The 19309-nt window shown below is 30.3% G+C and carries 17 protein-coding genes; 6 read left to right on the top strand and 11 right to left on the bottom strand.

Annotated features, from left to right (window positions below; genetic code table 11):
- Nucleotides 1–2 precede the first annotated feature (2 nt).
- The 5 genes from FYJ80_RS02135 to FYJ80_RS02115 all read right to left on the bottom strand — a co-directional run bounded on the left by FYJ80_RS02135 (nt 3) and on the right by FYJ80_RS02115 (nt 5515).
- Entirely contained in the window at nt 3–674 is a 672-nt protein-coding gene (locus FYJ80_RS02135; RefSeq protein WP_154424477.1) for a PIG-L deacetylase family protein, read from the bottom strand.
- 12 nt (nt 675–686) lie between these two features.
- Nucleotides 687–1064 carry a VOC family protein gene (locus FYJ80_RS02130; protein ID WP_154424476.1) on the bottom strand — a complete coding sequence of 126 codons (378 nt, stop codon included), beginning with the start codon at nt 1062–1064 and terminating at the stop codon, nt 687–689.
- Between the two features lie 169 nt (nt 1065–1233).
- Complete coding sequence (locus FYJ80_RS02125; RefSeq protein ID WP_154424475.1) at nt 1234–2439, bottom strand: hypothetical protein; 1206 nt, start codon at nt 2437–2439, stop codon at nt 1234–1236.
- A 369-nt stretch (nt 2440–2808) separates the two neighbouring features.
- Nucleotides 2809–4716: a polysaccharide biosynthesis protein gene (locus FYJ80_RS02120; protein WP_154424474.1), complete on the bottom strand. Its 1908-nt coding sequence runs from the start codon at nt 4714–4716 to the stop codon at nt 2809–2811.
- 322 nt (nt 4717–5038) lie between these two features.
- Entirely contained in the window at nt 5039–5515 is a 477-nt protein-coding gene (locus tag FYJ80_RS02115) for a hypothetical protein (protein WP_154424473.1), read from the bottom strand.
- 238 nt (nt 5516–5753) lie between these two features.
- Between FYJ80_RS02115 and FYJ80_RS02110 the strand changes: the two genes are divergently transcribed.
- On the top strand, nt 5754–6152 hold the full coding sequence (locus FYJ80_RS02110) for a hypothetical protein (RefSeq protein WP_154424472.1): 399 nt from the start codon (nt 5754–5756) through the stop codon (nt 6150–6152).
- Nucleotides 6136–6594, top strand: a complete 459-nt coding sequence (locus FYJ80_RS02105; RefSeq protein ID WP_154424471.1) for a hypothetical protein — start codon at nt 6136–6138, stop codon at nt 6592–6594. The genes FYJ80_RS02110 and FYJ80_RS02105 overlap by 17 nt, the downstream gene beginning before the upstream one ends.
- 41 nt (nt 6595–6635) lie before the next feature.
- Here the strand turns inward: FYJ80_RS02105 and FYJ80_RS02100 are convergent, their stop codons facing one another.
- Both FYJ80_RS02100 and FYJ80_RS02095 read right to left on the bottom strand, forming a co-directional pair.
- Nucleotides 6636–7574, bottom strand: a complete 939-nt coding sequence (locus tag FYJ80_RS02100; protein WP_154424470.1) for a glycosyltransferase family 2 protein — start codon at nt 7572–7574, stop codon at nt 6636–6638.
- Nucleotides 7571–10066 carry an efflux RND transporter permease subunit gene (locus FYJ80_RS02095; protein WP_154424469.1) on the bottom strand — a complete coding sequence of 832 codons (2496 nt, stop codon included), beginning with the start codon at nt 10064–10066 and terminating at the stop codon, nt 7571–7573. Before FYJ80_RS02095 ends, FYJ80_RS02100 begins: the two co-directional genes overlap by 4 nt.
- Before the next feature lie 102 nt (nt 10067–10168).
- Between FYJ80_RS02095 and FYJ80_RS02090 the strand changes: the two genes are divergently transcribed.
- The 4 genes from FYJ80_RS02090 (at nt 10169) to FYJ80_RS02075 (ending at nt 14824) form a co-directional block, all read left to right on the top strand.
- The gene (locus FYJ80_RS02090) at nt 10169–11203 is read left to right on the top strand and encodes an MGDG synthase family glycosyltransferase (protein ID WP_154424468.1); all 1035 of its coding nucleotides are present in this window, start codon (nt 10169–10171) and stop codon (nt 11201–11203) included.
- Between the two features lie 53 nt (nt 11204–11256).
- Complete coding sequence (locus FYJ80_RS02085) at nt 11257–12207, top strand: capsular polysaccharide synthesis protein (RefSeq protein ID WP_206360921.1); 951 nt, start codon at nt 11257–11259, stop codon at nt 12205–12207.
- A 63-nt stretch (nt 12208–12270) separates the two neighbouring features.
- Nucleotides 12271–13212 carry a capsular polysaccharide synthesis protein gene (locus FYJ80_RS02080; protein WP_154424466.1) on the top strand — a complete coding sequence of 314 codons (942 nt, stop codon included), beginning with the start codon at nt 12271–12273 and terminating at the stop codon, nt 13210–13212.
- Between the two features lie 25 nt (nt 13213–13237).
- The gene (locus FYJ80_RS02075; RefSeq protein WP_154424465.1) at nt 13238–14824 is read left to right on the top strand and encodes a lipopolysaccharide biosynthesis protein; all 1587 of its coding nucleotides are present in this window, start codon (nt 13238–13240) and stop codon (nt 14822–14824) included.
- Nucleotides 14825–14827: 3 nt separating this feature from the next.
- On the opposite strand, the gene FYJ80_RS12135 is transcribed toward FYJ80_RS02075, so the two are convergent.
- From FYJ80_RS12135 to FYJ80_RS02055, 4 genes are all read right to left on the bottom strand, one after another.
- Nucleotides 14828–15946: a glycosyltransferase gene (locus tag FYJ80_RS12135; RefSeq protein ID WP_154424464.1), complete on the bottom strand. Its 1119-nt coding sequence runs from the start codon at nt 15944–15946 to the stop codon at nt 14828–14830.
- 6 nt (nt 15947–15952) lie between these two features.
- Entirely contained in the window at nt 15953–17047 is a 1095-nt protein-coding gene (locus FYJ80_RS02065; protein WP_206360920.1) for an O-antigen ligase family protein, read from the bottom strand.
- 211 nt (nt 17048–17258) lie between these two features.
- The gene (locus tag FYJ80_RS02060; protein WP_154424462.1) at nt 17259–18002 is read right to left on the bottom strand and encodes a DUF4422 domain-containing protein; all 744 of its coding nucleotides are present in this window, start codon (nt 18000–18002) and stop codon (nt 17259–17261) included.
- Nucleotides 18002–19123 carry a glycosyltransferase gene (locus FYJ80_RS02055; RefSeq protein ID WP_154424461.1) on the bottom strand — a complete coding sequence of 374 codons (1122 nt, stop codon included), beginning with the start codon at nt 19121–19123 and terminating at the stop codon, nt 18002–18004. Before FYJ80_RS02055 ends, FYJ80_RS02060 begins: the two co-directional genes overlap by 1 nt.
- Nucleotides 19124–19309 lie beyond the last annotated feature (186 nt).

Raw genomic sequence — 19309 nt, 5'->3', positions numbered from 1 at the left:
TCTTACCCTCTCTTGTAAACACACTCAAAAGCTTCAGCGTAATTGCAGCCAGACTGCGATCCTCTATATGCAGCAAGTCCTTCTAATGCTTCCTTGCTCCTCGGATGAGGATATGGCCTCATTACGCCTTTATATGCCTCAAGTGCTTTTATCTTTGTTTCCACACCTTCCTTACCTATCTCAACGAAATAATTTGGAGTAAAATGGTTAGAGGAGCTATCAAGAGACCATTCAGTGCTTGAAGGTACTTCCATATAGAGAAGCTCTTTCAGAGCAGGAATATTCTCTCTTCGCTGGAATAATCTACTTGCTGCTTGAACGGCAAAAGAGGTCTGAATATGGTCATTGTTAGTATCGGAAGGATGATGAGTGATGATAGCCTCAGCTTTCCAATCCTCAATGCTGGATTCCACAAACTGGACTAGTTCTAGGTGAGGGACTGTGTTCATCTTGATGTTCGGGAAATATGCGTTGTAGACCTTCTCCACACCCATTATCTTCATTGATTCTGCTTCATCTGAAGCGAGTGTAGAAGAGAGATCTTTTCTAGCAGCAGCCTGACTGACCATAATCGCCACCGCCACCTTGTGCCCCTCTTTTATCAATTTATGTATTGTTGCTCCAGCTCCCAGAACCTCATCATCTGGATGTGCAACTACTACCAAATAATTCATTTCCTCTTCCCCTTATCTATTTTTCTCACCATCTTTTGATGTATTCATCTTTTCCTTCAACTCAACCGGCTGCTCATCGAAATCCTTTGTGAAGGTAAATCTTCTACCGAACCAATCGGTTCTTATTCCATCACACTCTACATTCTTCATCACTTCTTCTAAGCTATCAACCACAAATGCAATGTGGCGAAGTCCCATTGCTTCAGGATTTGTTACTCGCTTAGGATGGTTAGGGTCGATAAATATCTCCAAGACGATGGAGTTGTTCTCCATGAACACAACAGTATCATATCTGCGCTCTATTCTATTTTTCTCTTTAAAGCCTAGATTCTTATAGAAGGAGAGATTCTCTTCCTTGCTCATAATGAGAGCAATATGATCCAATTCCATTTCTTCTTCCTTTATTCTATGGTGTAATATTTTATAGCCTTAATCTGTTAAAATATTCTCATTTTAACAACACTAATACTAATCCCAAGATGATTATTAAATTGAGGCAAACAGTTAATTAATGAATGACTACGTTTGATTTTTCCTTTCTTATACAGAATGAAATTCCTTAACAAACAAATCCACGTCTATCAATATTATCTTTTAAAGATACTCCAAGTTTCTTCAATACTGTGGTTCTACCACATAATTGAAGCCCCTCTTCAAAACGAAGGAAACAAGAACTAGTCATTTTATCATTAGTATAAGTTCGATCTGATTCAGAAAAAATAGTAGAGAAATATTTTTTTCGTGCATCATACTCTTCACAGTATTTTTCTATACATCTATATGTATTAAAAAGAATACAATCATCATTAGTAAGCTTACTTATGCATTCATCCATAATTCTATTACAATAAGAAATATTTGGATCTTTATCTGCTTCTTCAAAAGAAATAATAGGAATACCATCCTCTCCCTTATGTAAAGCGTCTTCAAAAGAGTCTCTTTTTATTTCTATTGCTTTCATTATAGGATATTGTTTGAAAAATTCATCAGAAAAACCTTCTTCTTTAATCTCCATACCAATTAAACTACAAAGAAAAGGATTAGCTTTTATAATATTCAAAGCGGCACTAAAATCTCTGTTTGATAAAGAATACTCAGCCTTGATTACTTCTTTTTCATCCAAAAATAATTGATTTCCCCATTCTTCCTTATTTGGAAGTCTCTTTGCAATCAATACAAGATCACTTCTTGAAAGTTTCTTTGTATATGTTTTAGTACTATATTCTTCATAATATTCACTTATCACTTCCTGCATCCAATCTAGGAAGTTGAATAAATTTTGATAGTCCTCTATAGGTTTAAGAATATTTAAATTTGATTTAATTAGCATATTCCCTTTTTTATCAATAAGATACCGAAAAGATTGTGATGTAGAATCATAAGTCTCAAAGAATTGTAATAAGCTTTCAACATCAATTTCTTTATAATATCCAATGATTCTTCTATCTGAGTTTAATACTAATTCATTCAGTCTTTCACTAAGATTTCTTAAATTATGTCCCGTAATATTTGCTTTATTTCTTTCACCAGTTCGATAATTATTAAAGTCGTTAACCATATCTATCAATAGTTTAAATTGAAGCTCAATGCTGTGTCGTGCACAAAAGAGCATAGGATAAGACAATGTATTAACACGACCTCTTATATTCTTTATTTCATTCAATAGAATAATTACGGCATCATTGTATCCTGATATCAACTGATATTGTGAACGATATCCATTAGAATTTGGGACAAATAGATTATACTTAAAGTATTCTTTCATTATTATATAGCTTATAGATAATAGAGGTATTGAACCTCTTTTAATACTTCCTTAAGTGTCAAGAAATAGAATTCATATTTTAACTATTATGTAAGGCCCCCATTCTAATTCATTTAGATATTTATCTAAACCAATAAATAAAATTAGAAAAGAGTAAGAAAGTAATAGCTATTCTTTAGATACTAATTTTGAGAATTACTTATCAAAAACATTAATACTACAAATTATGTTATAACAATTAACTCTGAGAATAATTCATTTTTATATTATTCTCAAAGTATAAGTAATTATTTCTCTTACATTTAATTAAGTAATTTATTGTAAAGAACATATTAGATAATAGTAATAACTATCTATGTTCATCTTCTATTATAAGTTTTTTAGTTTCTCATTAACCTCTTCTGGCTTAATAAATGTTGGGACAACCTTTCTTAATGCTTCTCTTACACCGTTATCATCCAGCTTTGATGTTGCCTCATGAAGATATGCAAGTTTTTCTTGCAACTCTTCCATTGTCACAGGATTTTCCTTCTCAACAAAGATTAAATCATTTTCTGTTTTCTCAAGCTCATCTTTCTTTACTAAAAGCTCCTCATAAAGCTTTTCACCTGGGCGTAATCCAGTCTCAATAATTTGAATACCCTGTACACCAGAAAGATTTATCATATTCATAGCAAGATCATAAATTTTGACAGGCTTACCCATATCAAGAACAAAAATCTCACCATTATTTGCCATAGCTCCAGACTCAAGAACTAATTGGCTAGCTTCAGGGATAGTCATAAAGTATCGAATTATTCTTCTATCGGTTAAGGTAATAGGACCACCAGCAGCGATTTGACTTTTAAATAGTGGTATTACACTACCTGCACTTCCAAGTACATTACCAAAACGAGTTGCAGAACACTTTACTTTACCGCGAGTTGAATATGCTTGCATAATCATCTCGCACATTCTCTTTGTAGCACCCATTACGTTAGTAGGATTTACTGCCTTATCTGTTGAAACCATCATGAACCTTGAGGCACCATACTCCTCACATAGCTCAATAACATTCATACAGCCAAATACATTATTCTCTACAGCCTCAATACAGTTATGCTCCATTAATGGAACATGCTTATGAGCAGCAGCATTAATAACAATATCTGGGTGGTGTGCTTCAAATACTCTAGCTAAGCCCTTCTTATTTGTTATTGAAACAATCTCAACAAATAAGTTTAGCTTTTTACCATACTTACTAATTAATGATTGTTGAATCTCATATGCACAGTTTTCATAGATATCAACTATAATAAGCTTCTTTGGCTCCATAGCAGCAACCTGTCTACAAAGCTCAGAACCAATAGAACCTCCACCACCTGTAATAAGAATAGTTTTATCCTTATAGTATGCTGCAGTTTTATCATCAACTACTTTAATCTGCTTTCTAAATAAAAGATCTTCAACACCAAAAGGTCTAAGCTGTCTTTTCTTATTAGGAGTATCCATAGCTGGGAAGTCATAAAGCTTTAAGCCAAAGCCCGCTTTCTGATAGTAATCAAAAAGCTTATAACGCTTTTCAACTTCCATCTCAGGAACAGCAAATACAACCTCTTGTATTTGGTGCTCTTGGAGGATATCTAGAGTAACTTCGTCCTCTGAATAAACGTATAAGCCTCTAATCTCACGGCCAATCTTATCTTTATTAGTATCGATAAAGCAGCGTGGGACATATAAAGCTTTTTTATTATTCAACAATTCATCAGCTAAGCTAATACCAACATTACCAGCACCAATAATAGCTATCTTAATCTTCTGGGTATCACTAATTTGTTCTGTTCTTACTCTTTTACCAGCAACGATACGAATACAGAAACGTAAGAACCTTCCTATTTTATTATCTGCTCCACCAAACTTATATGCATATCTATATAGCATTCTAATAGAAAGAGAGCCTAAACAGTTCATTGAACAAAATGCTACTAACTGAATAAATGGAATATGTGGAATTGGAAGAAGACGTTCAATAAATAGGTAAAGAATTCCACTAATAGTGTCACAGATTAATAACCTGATGTAGCATTGTATTCCACCATAACGCCATATTTGGCGATATATTTTTCCAACAAATCTTGTTGAAAATATTAATACTAAAGCTAAACCAAATTGATAGAGGAATCCATTTCTAGATAAATAAGAAGCTCCCTTATACCACCAAAATAGAGCAAATGCTACCAATGAAAAAATTATTAAATCATAAAATGCTAATGACAATCTGATTTTCTTATTACCCATTTCTCCCCCAATTAGCATGTTGGTAATAATTACATGAAAAATAAATATTTACAATATATATTTATATAGAAATTAAAACGATTACCAATCTAAATTATTAAAAATGATAAACTCTTATCATTAGGGTATACCTCCCCCTTACCCCAAAATAAGAAAAAAATATCCCTCGGGGCAAAAATAATGGACGAACCGATATTTATTTTTATTAATTGGTAAAAATCCCATCCCCTCAGTATTTGTGTTAATTCTACCATTTAAAATTATTTATGTACACTATGAAACATATTAAGGTATACATAGGTTACACTTATATTTTATAACATTAGCTTAGTTTATTAATATCGATCTCATGTAAAATACAGGATAACGGCTTATTAAGTATTAGCTTAGCTTCACAAAGATTAAAAATAGTAAGGCCACAATTCTTTTTAGCATTACACCTTAATCTATATAGTAAATCCTTCCCTTCTGGAATATTTAATAATAGAGGAATAAGATCATTATTCTTAAACTCACATAGAGGAGTTTTAAAAGTATATTTACTATTATCAATTTTATAAATCTCTCTTTCTAAATCAAGGAATGACCAATTAATAATACTTAAGCACTTATCTAAAGCTCTTAAGGTAATATTATAGCAATCTACTTTATAATTAATTCTATAAGCCTTTTTCCATAGATGGTTACTGTGATGCTTATTTTTTAATTTCTTTGCATTTAATCTAAATAAAGTTACTAAAAAACTATTAATAGCTTTTATTTCCGATAACAAACTTTCATATAAATTGCTTAGATCCATAGCCTTCCCTTGCAATTCTGTTAATTTCTTAACAGTAGAACACATCCCTAAGAGTAGTTTTTACTCTTAAGCCAATTACTAAAGGATCCTTGAACGTATATAGTGTACCACTAATTCATTATATTGCAACATAAATTAAAATTAGAGGGCCCCCTTTTTATAAAAAATTACTCTCCAACTTATATGTGTACAAGATTAATTTCCTCATATCAATCTATAGCAAAGGAGGATAATTGATATGAAAAAACTATTAATTATCATTTTAACAATCGTATCACTGGTAGCTCTTGCCAGTTGTAACATTCCAATCCCTGAACCTCCAGTACCAGACGAGATAAAAGATGTACTAGAGCAGGAACCGGCTATAAATCAAATAGACAAAGTGCTAGATAAGATTTTTATTGCAGATGGTTCCCCTGTAGCGTTAGAAGGATATCCAGTTATAAGTTTTAAAATATTAAAGGACATAAGTTATAATTATACGCTGGAAGTTCAAGATGAAGGAAATAGACATTCTATTTCAATAACTATTGAAAATAACAAATATTATTGTGGTGATTTTGAATTAAAAATTAAAGAAGAATTAGATACCATTAATATTACTATTGGCGGAAAAGTGTATGGACCAGCAGAATAAGCTAAAAAAGATTATTCTTACCCTTACCTTTGTAGTAATACTCTTTATCGCAGTTTACTTGCTAGGAATATTTAATAAGGTTACAGATCCTAATCCTCCACAGTTTAAGGAGGAAGAGAAGAGTGGGTGGTACCCCACTCTCTCAGCCTCCTACTGGGTGGTAGATGAAGTGAGTAAGAATACTAGGATAAGAGAATTTTCTTATTCAACTATTAGTGCTATTCAATTCTCAGAATATGATGGCTTTAATGATTTAACACTTACTCTAAAGGGTGAAGAGATTAACTACTTTGGAACTATTACAAAGGGAGATAACACTTTATTACTAGATGTTGATGGAGCAATACTTGAGCTCTGGTATAGCGTTAGTGAAAGTAATACCTACCCTACTGTAACGATTAAGGGAAAAGAAGAAAAGTTATTCTTTGTAAAAGAGGAATAAAGTAAGCTTGATGGGAGACGATGAATCGTCTCTCATCTGCTTTAAAAAATTCGTTTAATAATCTTTTTTGAAAGCTTCGGAGCAAAATAGAAAAACCGAAATAATATACTATAAGGGAAAGCAGAATGAATTAACATTTTCCTTTCACTATCAAGCCAATTATCAATTAACTCATTTTTCTCTTTTAAATATATATGAGCCATAATTGCAACAAACCCAGTTGTTGCATAAGAAAGCTTAATAAGACTTGGGTAATTATTATTAATAAATTGAAGTTGCTCAGATCTCAGAATAAAAAAATCATTAATCTTTTTATCATTACACCACCACTTATTTGATATACTCCCATTCCTAAGCTCATAGTTATATGTAATATTACTAGAAATATAGATAGTATTTGCTTTATCAAAGATTTTGTATGTAGTACCTACATCCTCAAATACCATACCTTCTGGATATTTAATATTATCAAATAACTCTCTCTTATAAGCCTTATTCCAAGCAAGACTATTAATATATCCATCGATTAGAGTTCCCTTTAAAGCTTCTTCTTTAGAAATGATTCTTGATTTCTTACAATGCTTCTTTATTATCTTATTTGTATCAACAAAAATATTATTAAAGCCGAAGATTACTACATCTGCATTATGATTAAGAAAACCATCAACACCAACTGAACAAAAATCAGAAGTAACATAATCATCACTATCTACAAAGAAAATATATTCACCCTTAGAAAGCTTAAGCCCTGCGTTCCTTGCCGATGATAATCCACCATTTTCTTTATTTATAAGCTTTATTCTAGAATCTCTATTTAAATATTCTCTACATATAGCTTCACTACTATCGGTAGAACCATCGTTAACTAAGATTATCTCAATATTTTGATATTGCTGGCCAGTTAAACTATCAATACAACGTGGAAGTAATGCTTCCACGTTATATATAGGAACTATTATGGAACAAAGAGGTTCTCTCATTTCTTTGCAACAACCTTTTCCTTTATTTTATAAATCATTATCAACCAAGATGGAAGAACAAATAGTGTTGCAATCATCGCAGCAGTTAATGCGAGGAACATTAAAGCTCCAAAGAATTTTATTGGATTAAAGGAAGCAAAGAGTAGCATTACTAATCCAGCATCAACACTTACAGTAGTAAGTATTATTGGTCTTCCAGTATCAATAATATTCTGTTTAACTGCATCAATATAATTTTCATTAGGATTTTCTTTTCTTCTACTCTTCAGCCTTAATAAGAAGTGAATAGCATCATCAACACCAGTTCCTATTGCCACCGATGAAAATCCTATAGTTACCATATCAAAAGGAAGATTAAATAACCACATAAATACATAATTAATCATAACTGCAGTTAAGACAGGAATTAAAGCTGAAATACCAGATGAAAGGCTTACACATGCACATGATGCAAAAATCAAAATTAGTACCATCGAAATAAGTGTTGCCTTATTTTGATCTTCAATTATCATTTCGCTAGCCTTAAGTCCGCTTGAAGCTCCAGACCAAATCATACTAGTTGTTCCCTCAGGAAGCATATACCTATAGTAATCAAGAGTTTGTTCAATTCTTTTAGCACTAGCATTAGTTTGAATATCCTGTTCAACATAATCATAGTGTCTCATGGAAAGTGTAATTTCACTTCCATCATCACTGATGATAAAATTAAGAACATCAGAGCCAATTTGAGCTTTAATTTGCTTTAAAGTCCTTGAAAGATAATTTATTAAGCCCGCATTATCAGGAATACCCTTTTCACCATTATAGGTTTCATTTAAGAAGCTTACATATTGGCTAAAAGATAAAACCTGTACTAAATCTGGATTAGCAGCCATTACAGCACTTTCATATGCATAGATTAGCTTTAAGTTTTCAGACTTTAAGAAGAAATTTGCCTCATTATTTGGGGCTTTGATTGTTAGATAGTAAGGATCAGTTCCTCCTAATGTTTTAGCAAAATATATTGTATCCTGAACTATAGGATCACTAGATGGGAAATAGTTCATATAGTTTGAATCAAAGCTCATATCATCCTTTATCGCAAAGAAGAAAATTGTTAATAATACAATAACAATAAGCATTACCCACCAATATTTTACTATAAAGCTTGCACACTTACCTATGAGCTTATTTAAAACACCATTACTAATTTTCTTAACACTCTTCTGCTTAGGAGGCTTTGCAAGAGATAATATAGCTGGAATATATGTAAAGGATAAAATAGCACAGATTAATACACCGAAGGATATTGTAATACCGAACTCTCTAAAGAACTGCATTCTACAAATTAACTGTGATAGGAATCCTGAAACTGTAGTCATCATTGCAAAGAAAATAGTCTTAGTTATCTTTGAATAGTGTTTTGGTAAGGCTTCTTTATCATCCATCGCTTTAAAGTACTCACTAATCATATGGATTGAGTAGGAAGAACCAAAGGTAAGTACTAGGCATGGGGTTAAAATAGTTACAATAGTAAGATTGTAACCATACATAGCCATTATCCCTAAAGTCCAAATAATACCCATCAAAGATAGAGATGCTGGTATCAGCATTGATTTAATAGTTCTAAAGGAGAAGAAGAAAACAACCAATATAGCTATAAAGCACAAAACTGCAAGAACTATTAAATCTGTATTGATATACTTATATACTGCATTAGTTAATAGTCCTCCTCCATTAAGTGCAACACGTCCATATTGCCTTAATGGATTTACTATTGTATCAAGCTCTGCAATGGAAGCTTCATTTAGCCCTCGAGCACGATAATAAATCATTATTGTTGTGCCATCAGAGGAGTAAAGATAGTCCTTAGCCACGCTATCATTCATTAATCTTCTCTTAAAGACTTCAACATCATCATCTGTCCAAATCTCTCCAGCCTTTACTGGAGCAATTGGAACTAAACTAAGTCTTGTACCCTTTTTCTCAACAGTTACATAGTCAAAAGGTGATAGGCACTGACCAATTTCCCAACGCTTAGAAAGATTATCTCTAACCTCATAAATAGCATTTAGAACCTCGGTAGTAAACATATTTTCAGAAGAGAAAATTATTACATAGCCATCCCAATAACCTGTATTATTATCTCTATCCGTTGGATAAATATAATCAGGAATCTCCTTTTCCTCATACGGAATAGGATTGATGAATTCACCATCATCAAAGGTATTAGGATTTCTTTGATACTCTACAACTTCCCCTTTTTCAGGAATTTGAGTAATTGTGCCAATCTTTTTTAATTTTAAATATTCTTCCGGCTTATCTTTGGGAGTGAGAACAAACACAGGTGGATCTGCTTCACCTGCAAAAGCAAATATATTAGCATCAATTCTTACATCCTTAGCATGATAAGCAAAAAAAGCAGTAATAACTAATAGTAAAAAGATTACAAGCTTCGCATGCTTTATAATAAGCTTCATTAAGGACTCAATAATATTAAATTCTCTTCTCATATTTATGAGGATAAATTAATAAATTGGCAAAAACAATATATAAATTAAATCCTGATTTGTCATTTTTTTAAATATAGTTATAATTACTCAATAGGAGCATTAATGAAAGTTATTTGTATCTATGCTAATCGTGGGGAAGAATATAAAGCTACAGCTGAATTAATTTGTAATGAATTAATAAAAGCAGGTCATCAAGCTGTAGTTGAAGAGCTATTTGATTACTTAGATATAAAATGGCTAGATACATTTCTTAGTTTTACTATAAAACTCTTTTCAAAGCTAAGATTTAATAACCAAATTAAATCAAGTTCACGTGAGCTTGATACCTTATTAAAATTTGCAAAAAAACACGGTTATCGCGCTTTTCAATCAAATCTAGAGGAAGCTCCTACAGATTTATTTATCTGCATCCATCCATATACAAGTCAGTTAATTACAGCCTTAAGGGATAAAACTAACATTACTGACATATCTGTTTACTACTATGAAACAAGATTCTTTTCTCTAAGTAAGAGAGCTATAAATAATGATTTAGATAAGTTCTTTATCTCAACTAATAAAGGGAAAGAAGAAGCACTTGCTTTAGGTCAAAAGAAAGAAACAATATCTTTTGCTCCTATTATATCTGCATATATATACACCTTAAATGTTAATAAAGTAGAGCGAAAAGATAATAGGATAAAAATACTCTACGATACTAAGGATGATAAAATTAATCTTTCTAAGCTAATAAGAAAAGATATTAATGCAGATTTTCTTTTAATTAATTGTAGTCAAGAGAAATTTAAGAAAATAAATGCTGAAGCATCTAAATGCAAAAATTTAAAGCTTTATTCCTCTAATAATAGTAATAAATTTGATTTATTTTCGAGTGTCGATATCATTATTGGACCACCAGATAGAAAGAGTATGCTAATTGCTCTCTATTATAATAAAGCTTATTTCTTAACAGAGAAAAAGAAAAAAGCAGCAGATATTACAGATTATCTTTTAGCAAATAAGCTTGGGCTTGTATTATCAAATAATAATGATAAGCAAGCTGAAGAGATAAAAACCTATTTAAAAGAGTATGATCCAAGTAGAGCTAATAACTTAAATTTTAATTTAGAAGAATTCATACAAGAGCTTTCAAATTAAGTCTAACTTTATTTTAATAATTTTGTATGTTACCATTTTCTAGGGGACAGCTAATGGGATATTTATGGCATGTAAAAAACTGGTTTCGTGTTGGTAAGAATTTTTCTTGGAAGCTATCATTTAATACCTTAGCAGGCTTTATTGGCTTAAATGATAATTTAAGAAATAGCTTCTTAGTTAAATGTGCCGATAAAAAGCATGAAATAATATTATCTTTCCTAGAAACAGAATTTAAAGAGCTTATAGATAAATATAAAAACATCCCAGAACCAGAAGAAAAGAATAAAGAAAATATAATATGGATTTTATGGTGGCAAGGACTAGAAAATGCTCCCCCATTAGTTAAAGCTTGTATCAATAGCTCAATTAAACATAAAGGAAGTGCTAAAGTAATTTTAATTACAAAAGATAATATTGATTCCTATATAAAGGTTCCACAATATATAATCGACCTACAAAGCTCTGGAAAAATGTCTATGGCAAATATGACAGATTTAATTAGAGTCATGCTATTAAGTAAATATGGTGGTATATGGCTTGATTCAACTATATTTACTTCAAATGAAATACCATCTTCATTCTTTGATTTACCATTCTATTCTCTGCATACAAAATACGATCATAATTGCTATGTACAGCATAACCTTTACCATATTTTTATTTTAGGAAGTGCACCTAATGGTAAACTAACTTCTTTTGTAAGAGATCTTTTTCTTGAATACTGGAAAAGATTTGATTACATCATCGACTATTTCCTTCTTGATTACACATTAATGGTTGCTTACAGAAACTTTCCTGATATCAAAGCAGAGATTGATACCTTACCATATTCTAGTGAACGACTATATGATTTAGTTACAATTTTATCTAAAAAGTATGATAAAAACTATTTTGATACTTTAATGAATGAGTGTCTTTTCTCAAAGCTAGACTGGCATAAAAACTATAAAGTAGTAAAAAATGGTAAAGAAACCTATTATTCACACCTTATTGGCAAAGTCTAAAGCTCAATAATTACTTTATATAATAAGTTGTAATATGATATCATTTTTCATTAGGAATACATTATGAATAGTAGAAAAAAGATGAGAGGTGGACCAAAAAAATTTAAGAAATTAGAGCTTTACTCTCGTATATCTTTTTTATATCTCAATAAAGCGTTTAAAAATCCTTTAATATTAAAGGTTGCAGAAAGAAAGCATAAGCTTGTTTTTAAATTTTTAGAAAAAGAACAAGCTGATGTGATAGCAAAATACAAAAATCTTAAAGAAAAAAAACATGATGAAGTAGGAGTAAGATATATTTGGACACTTTGGTGGCAAGGAGAAGACCTTGCACCAGAGGTTGTAAAACTATGCCTTAATCAATTAAAAGAGAATTCTAATGGAGCTAAGGTTGTACTTATTACTAAAGATAACTATAAGGATTATATCGAGCTTCCACCATATATCTTAGAGAAGAGAGAAAAAGGATATATAACCTTTCAACAGCTTTCAGATATTATTCGCTTTACACTACTTGAAAAGTATGGAGGTCTTTGGCTCGATTCGACAATATATACCTCAAAACCAATACCAAAGGAATACTTTGATTATCCTTTTTTCTCGCAGCATACAAAATGGGCTGATACCTGCTTTGTGCAGCACAATTTATGGCATGGATTCTGTATTGGTAGTAAAAAAGGAGGAAAGCTAGTTTCTTTTGCTAAAGAAATGTTCTTTGACTATTGGGAGAATCATGATGTGATAGTTGATTATTTAATGATTGACTACATCCTTATGATTGCATATAACCACTTTAATGACATAAAAGAGGAAATAGATAGCCTTCCTTACTCTAGTGAGAGACTCTATGAGTTAGTCACTATATTAAATAATGAATATGATGAAAAATACTTTAATTCTTTAATGGAGGAATGTATCTTTTCAAAGCTTGATTGGCATAAAGAATATAAATTATCTATCAAAGGGAAGGAAACCTATTACTCACATATTGTCAATTTACAATAATTTTGATTAATTAGTTTTATTAATTATGGATAAGAAAGAAGCTAGGAATCTAAAAAGAATAGAGAAATCAAAGATAAATACTACCGTTGCACTCTTTACAAATATAGTAATGGGTGTATTATCTTTTGCAGAAAGAACAGTATTTAACCATTTCTTCACAGAGGATTATCTAGGCTTATATAGCTTCAATAATAATATAATTGGTATTCTTACACTATTTGAGCTTGGCTTAGCATCTGCTGTTGCTTATGCACTATATGCGCCACTTGAATATAATAATAAAGAACAAATAACGGCTATAATGAAATTCTTTAGAAATGCATATTTCATTATAGGTTCTTTAATTCTTATTTCAGGCTTAATCTTATTACCTATACTACCTAGAATTATTAAGACTACAGTAGAGATTTCTCATGTACAAATCTATTTTGTACTATTTTTAATTGGAAATGTATCAAGCTATTATATTAACTACAAAAATATATTATTTAATGCCAATCAGGAACAATACAAGGTCACAATGGTGACTAATATTTCCTGGACTGTATTATATTTAGTTGAAATATTAATTGCTGTTTTTACACAAAGCTTCTTACTTTATTCAATTGCTATAATGATTGCTAACCTAATTAAGAACTTCGTTCTAAATATATTAGCAAGACGAGAGTATCCTTATTTAAACTTCAAAGATAAAAATATTAAGCTCGATTCATCAATAAAAAACAAAATAATAAAAAACACTAAAGGACTTATTCTTACTAGAGTAGGTATTGCAATGGTATCATGTACCGATTCAATGCTTATTTCAGCTCTTGTAGGAACTGCAACCTTAGGAAAGTATTCTAACTACCAAATTATATATTTAGGTCTTCTAACCTTAGCTATTTTACTTCCACAGAATATTACAGCAAGTATAGGAAATGCAGGTGTTACTGAATCAAAAAGAACTATGAGTAGAGGTTTTTCAATCTTAGATTTATCATCCTTTTTTATCTATTCTGCATTTGCTATCATGCTATTAAATGTAGTAAATCCAATTGTTTCAACATTCTTTGGTGAAAATAGAACCCTACCTCTATCTACTGTTGCTATAATATGTGTTAATTTTTATTTCCAAGCAATGAGAGAGCTAATACTCTCATATAAATCATCATTAGGCTTATATTGGGAAGATAGAAAAAGACCATTGATTGAGGGCATAACTAATCTAATTACATCGATAGTTTTTGGTTATTTCTGGGGCTTGAATGGTATTTTGATTGGCACAATGATTACATCTATATTTGTTAATTTTATGCTTGAACCGGTAGTAATATTCCACTATGGATTTACGCGCTCAGCATATGGCTTTTATTTTTCTAATACCCTTAGATTTATCTTAGTTATTATAATTGCAATTATTACATATTATATTAATGCTAAAATAAATATTAGTAGCTATATTAATGCAACTCTTTCTATTGGAACCTTTAAATTAAATCTAGGCTCATTTGTTGAAATTATTTTCAATGCTATAGTTTCACTTGCTATTACAAATGGCATATATATCTTAATTTTTAGAAAAACAGAAAGTGCTGCAATAATTAAAAAGACATTGATGAAGAGAAAATAATTACTATTTACAATATTCTTCCATAAGACATTCAACATGCTTTGTTACTGACTCTGTATCAAAGCCTGCTAAATATGCATCTTTATATCTATCGGCTCTATTATTTTTTACTTTTAGCATCATCTCAATAGTATTAGCCCAATTACAATAATTTGATTCTTTTTCTTCTATTGGTAAAAAGGTTACCCAATCACCAATTTTTATTAATCTTGGTACAGTATCACTAGCTAAAGAAGGAAGCCCAGATATTTGAGCTTCTAGCCCTGTTAAGCCAAAGCCTTCTGCTTTACTTGGAAATAAAAGAATATCAAAGGCACTATATATATCAGAAATATCATCCCTATTTCCTAAGTGAATATAGCTTTCTTCTAATCCTAACGCTTTAACTCGTTTATTAATATTCTCTAACTCATATTCCATACTAACCCCACCAGCTAAGATAAACTTAGAATTAGGATTTAGCTTACGATATTTATCAAACACATTAAGAGCAAATGGGATATTCTTTATAGGATCTATACGAGCAACCATTCCAACGGCTATAGTATCATTACTTAAATTAAGTTCTTTTCGAATCTTTATTCGATTTTCTTCATTAAATTTAAAGTAATCGATATCTACAGAGTTCTTTATAATCTCAAAGTTATCACCGTTTTTAAACATAAAGTGACCTGCTGGCTCTGAGACGGCCCATTTCTTTACTTTTAAATAGTGAAGCTTTTGCTTCAAGTAAAAGCCTGTAATTGGCGTAAACATAGTCATATACCATGGCATTGAATAAGCTGCACAATGGCTATGTATAATTATTTCTTTAAAGCCTCCTCTTTTCTTTACTAAATTTAGAGGAAGAAATATTGGATTAGAGGTATGAAATATTAATAAATCATATTCTCCATAGTGATCTTTTAAAAAGCTTTTCCAAGCTTTTCTATTTGGTAAATAGTATACAACAGAGCCATTAGAATTAAGCTCATCCTCATATGCAATTCGCCCATGCTTATAATGGTATATTAAGTCAACATGAATTTTATTTTTATCAAAGGTTCTAACCTGGTTCATAATATAATTTACTATTCCACCACCAGAATAGGAACCCATTCCAAAAACTAAAACTTTAATCACTATAGCTCATCCCTTAATTAAATCTTTTTCCATGCTTAAGCGCTCTATTTCAATGCTGTTATACATAAGAAATACTATAAAGGCATAGGGTATAAATGAAGAGAAGGTGTAAGACTCAAATAAATCACTTACTAATAGTCCTAATAGGAAAGCGAAAAAGAATGAAACTCTTTTTATTGATTCTGTGTCTTTTGATGTAAAAATAATTTTTAAAGAATTAATAATAGTAAAAATGATAATAGCTAGGTAAATAAGAAATGAAGGTATACCATGAATTGTCATCAAACCAATATAGACACTATGTTGATGATAATAATAAGTACCTAAATCACTTATCGTTTTTTGATGGAAAGTATCATTATTAACACCAGTTATAGGGCTTTCTGAAATTAAATCAAAGCAAGCTTCCCAAAGAGTAAGTCTACCAGAACTAATTCTATCTATTATATTTCTTATTGATCCAGAGCTTTCATCAACTACATTACGCTTTATTATAAAGCTAAATACTATTCCTACAATTAGTAAGCTAATTAGAATAAATAATACTAAAATAAATAATTTATTAAATTTCTTTCCAAACACAAAGAAAGCATAATATGCTAACATAACTATAATAAATGTTGCAAGTAAAGTTAGGGGAGTTCTACTTTCCGTTTTAATTAATGTAAAGATATTAATTAAATCACATAATAATACAATTAAATTAATTAATGATATTTTATTTTTTTTGTTAATTAACCAATAGGATCCAATTATAGATACACAAGCACATGAAGCAAGAGCATTTCTATTAATTGTAATTCCATCTAGATTATTATCTCTAAAAATCACTATTAAAGAAAAAATACTTAGTAAAGTTGAGCATACTAAGCACACATAAAAATTATATGTAAGGGACTTTATATTATCCTCTTTATCATTAAGGAAAAAGGAAAAGAAATAACAAAGTAAGAAGCAAGCGATTGCCATATAGCAGTCAAAGGAAGAGAAATTTGCATTGATTACATCTGTAAGTAGCATATAACCAAATAAAATAATAAATGCAGTAGGCATAAAGGATAGCTTAAACTTCTTATATATACCAGATAACAGGAAAAGCATAATTGCTATTCCTATAAGGAAATAAGAATAAATAACTAGCTTTTCTGCATATATTTTTAAAGTGCACAAATAGAAATTAAACATAATAATACATTGTGCAATGATATACAGATTTACATTTATTTTTTTATTAAGCATATTAGTCATACCCCCTGTCAAACTATATATGAATAAAATAATTATTGCTATAAGTAATTATCACTATCAAGAGCTAAAGAATCTTAATAATGTATCCAATGTAAGGCTTAAGATTATTTTTATCTACCCAAACCTTCAATAAGCGTTCAGATAAGAAACCAAATATTCTTTTTTGATAATTATCACGATTTGAGATATCTACCCTCTTTTCTACTTCAAATAGGATATCAAATAACCACTTTGAATATGAATCAAAAATATCCTTAGAGGTATATATCATATTAGCTAAGTAGAAGCTATCACTATTAAGGCAGCTATTAAATGCTTCTAAATAATCAGGATATATTTCTGCAATTACATCCCTAGTACACATTAAATCAGATAAAATATGCTGAGAAGCATAATAATCATATCCAGAACATCCTTTATGAATATGCTCTCCTACTATTAAATCATAGTTATCTAATATCCTTTCTATCTTTTCTTTTTTCAAAATAAAAGGATACTTTTTAACTGTGTAGCTTAAAGCCTCACTTAGATATCGATGTTTAGTAAAATAGCGTCTATAATGACAGAGTCCTTTGATATCGGCATTTGAATATTTCCAAATATGATACATAGCAGTAAGCTCACAAAAGGATGCATTCTTATTTGAAATATTGTCTTTAAACATATCATCTGTTAATGGAAGAAAATGATCTTTTCCTGCGGCTCCAGCTTGTATCATTTTATATATATTATCTTTTGGAATAAGCTTACAAGGCTTATGTGTTATTACAAATATTTCTGTCGACTTCAAGTTGTACTCCAGTAACATTAATTAAGTATATTTACTAATACTTTCTCAATATGCTTTATTTCTTTTTCCATAACAAAGCCATTACTAATAATGGCATCGTATCCTAATTCTCTATCAATTTTTGCATTTTTTATATCTTTTAGAGCATCAAGCCAAAGAGGAATAGATTCATCATTAATAGGTAGGAATTTACAATACTCATTTACACAAACTTGCTTTGATATCTTATCACTAAATAAACAAGGGAGTCCTGAGTCTTGAGCTTCAACTCCAACTATTGGTAATCCTTCATAAAGGCTTGGTAAGATGAATACATCCATCGCTTGATAAAGTCTATCAGCATCATTCCTAGGACCAAGAAAGATTACTCTATCAGATATATTATTTTCAGCTATTTCCTTTTTAACACTATTTACAATAGCTTCATTTAATAAAGGTCCTGCTAATAATAGCTTCGCATCTTTATCTATCTTAGAGTATTGAATAAAAATTTTAATCAAGTATTCATGATTTTTTTGAGGATCAAATCTTCCAATATGACCAATGCAATAATCAGAGCTATGTAATCCTAGCTCCTTTCTAACACACTCTCTTACACTATTTGAAAATTTAAATTTCTCAGCATTTATACCATTCTTGATAAACTCATATTGCTTATTTTTCCCAAACATCCATTCAGCTGCTCTATCAGAGCATGCCCAACGAATAATCGGGAGATGAGAGAGCTTAAAACGTTCATATTTCATTGTAAGAGGTATTATTGGTTTTAAAAAGCTTGGAAGATCGACAAAGCCATTATGACTATGTACGATTACAGCCTTAAAGCCACCATATTTACAGCAAACTCTTATTTGATGAAAATATGGTGCAATAATATTAAATATTATCGCATCATATCTTCCCCTATTCTTCTTAAGAAAATCCTTCCACTGTTTTTTTCCATGAAGGTGATAAATGTTACTTCCTTCGGCCAATATCTCTTCTTGGAATGCAATATCATCTCTTACCTGGTCATTAATAAAATCTATGTGAAAAATACTTTTATCGATATTTCTAAATACACTTCTGATGTAGGTTTCAACACCACCTACATTGAATGACATTCCACTAATTAAGATTTTATATGATTTACTATCCAAAATTCATCTCCATGAGAAATACAAACAAATTATAACATGTTTGATTACTAATATGTATATAGTATTTAATTACAAATAGAGTAACATAAGTTCTGAAATAAAATAATTTTATTATTTTCTTTTAAGATTTAGGGCATAATTATGAGTAGATCTTTTATGAATTTACAATTTTTATTTATTGAAAGA

It is taken from the genome of Bullifex porci, from assembly GCF_009695635.1.
Taxonomy (GTDB): Bacteria; Spirochaetota; Spirochaetia; order Sphaerochaetales; family Sphaerochaetaceae; genus Bullifex; species Bullifex porci.
This window is presented reverse-complemented; position numbering and strand designations above follow the sequence as displayed.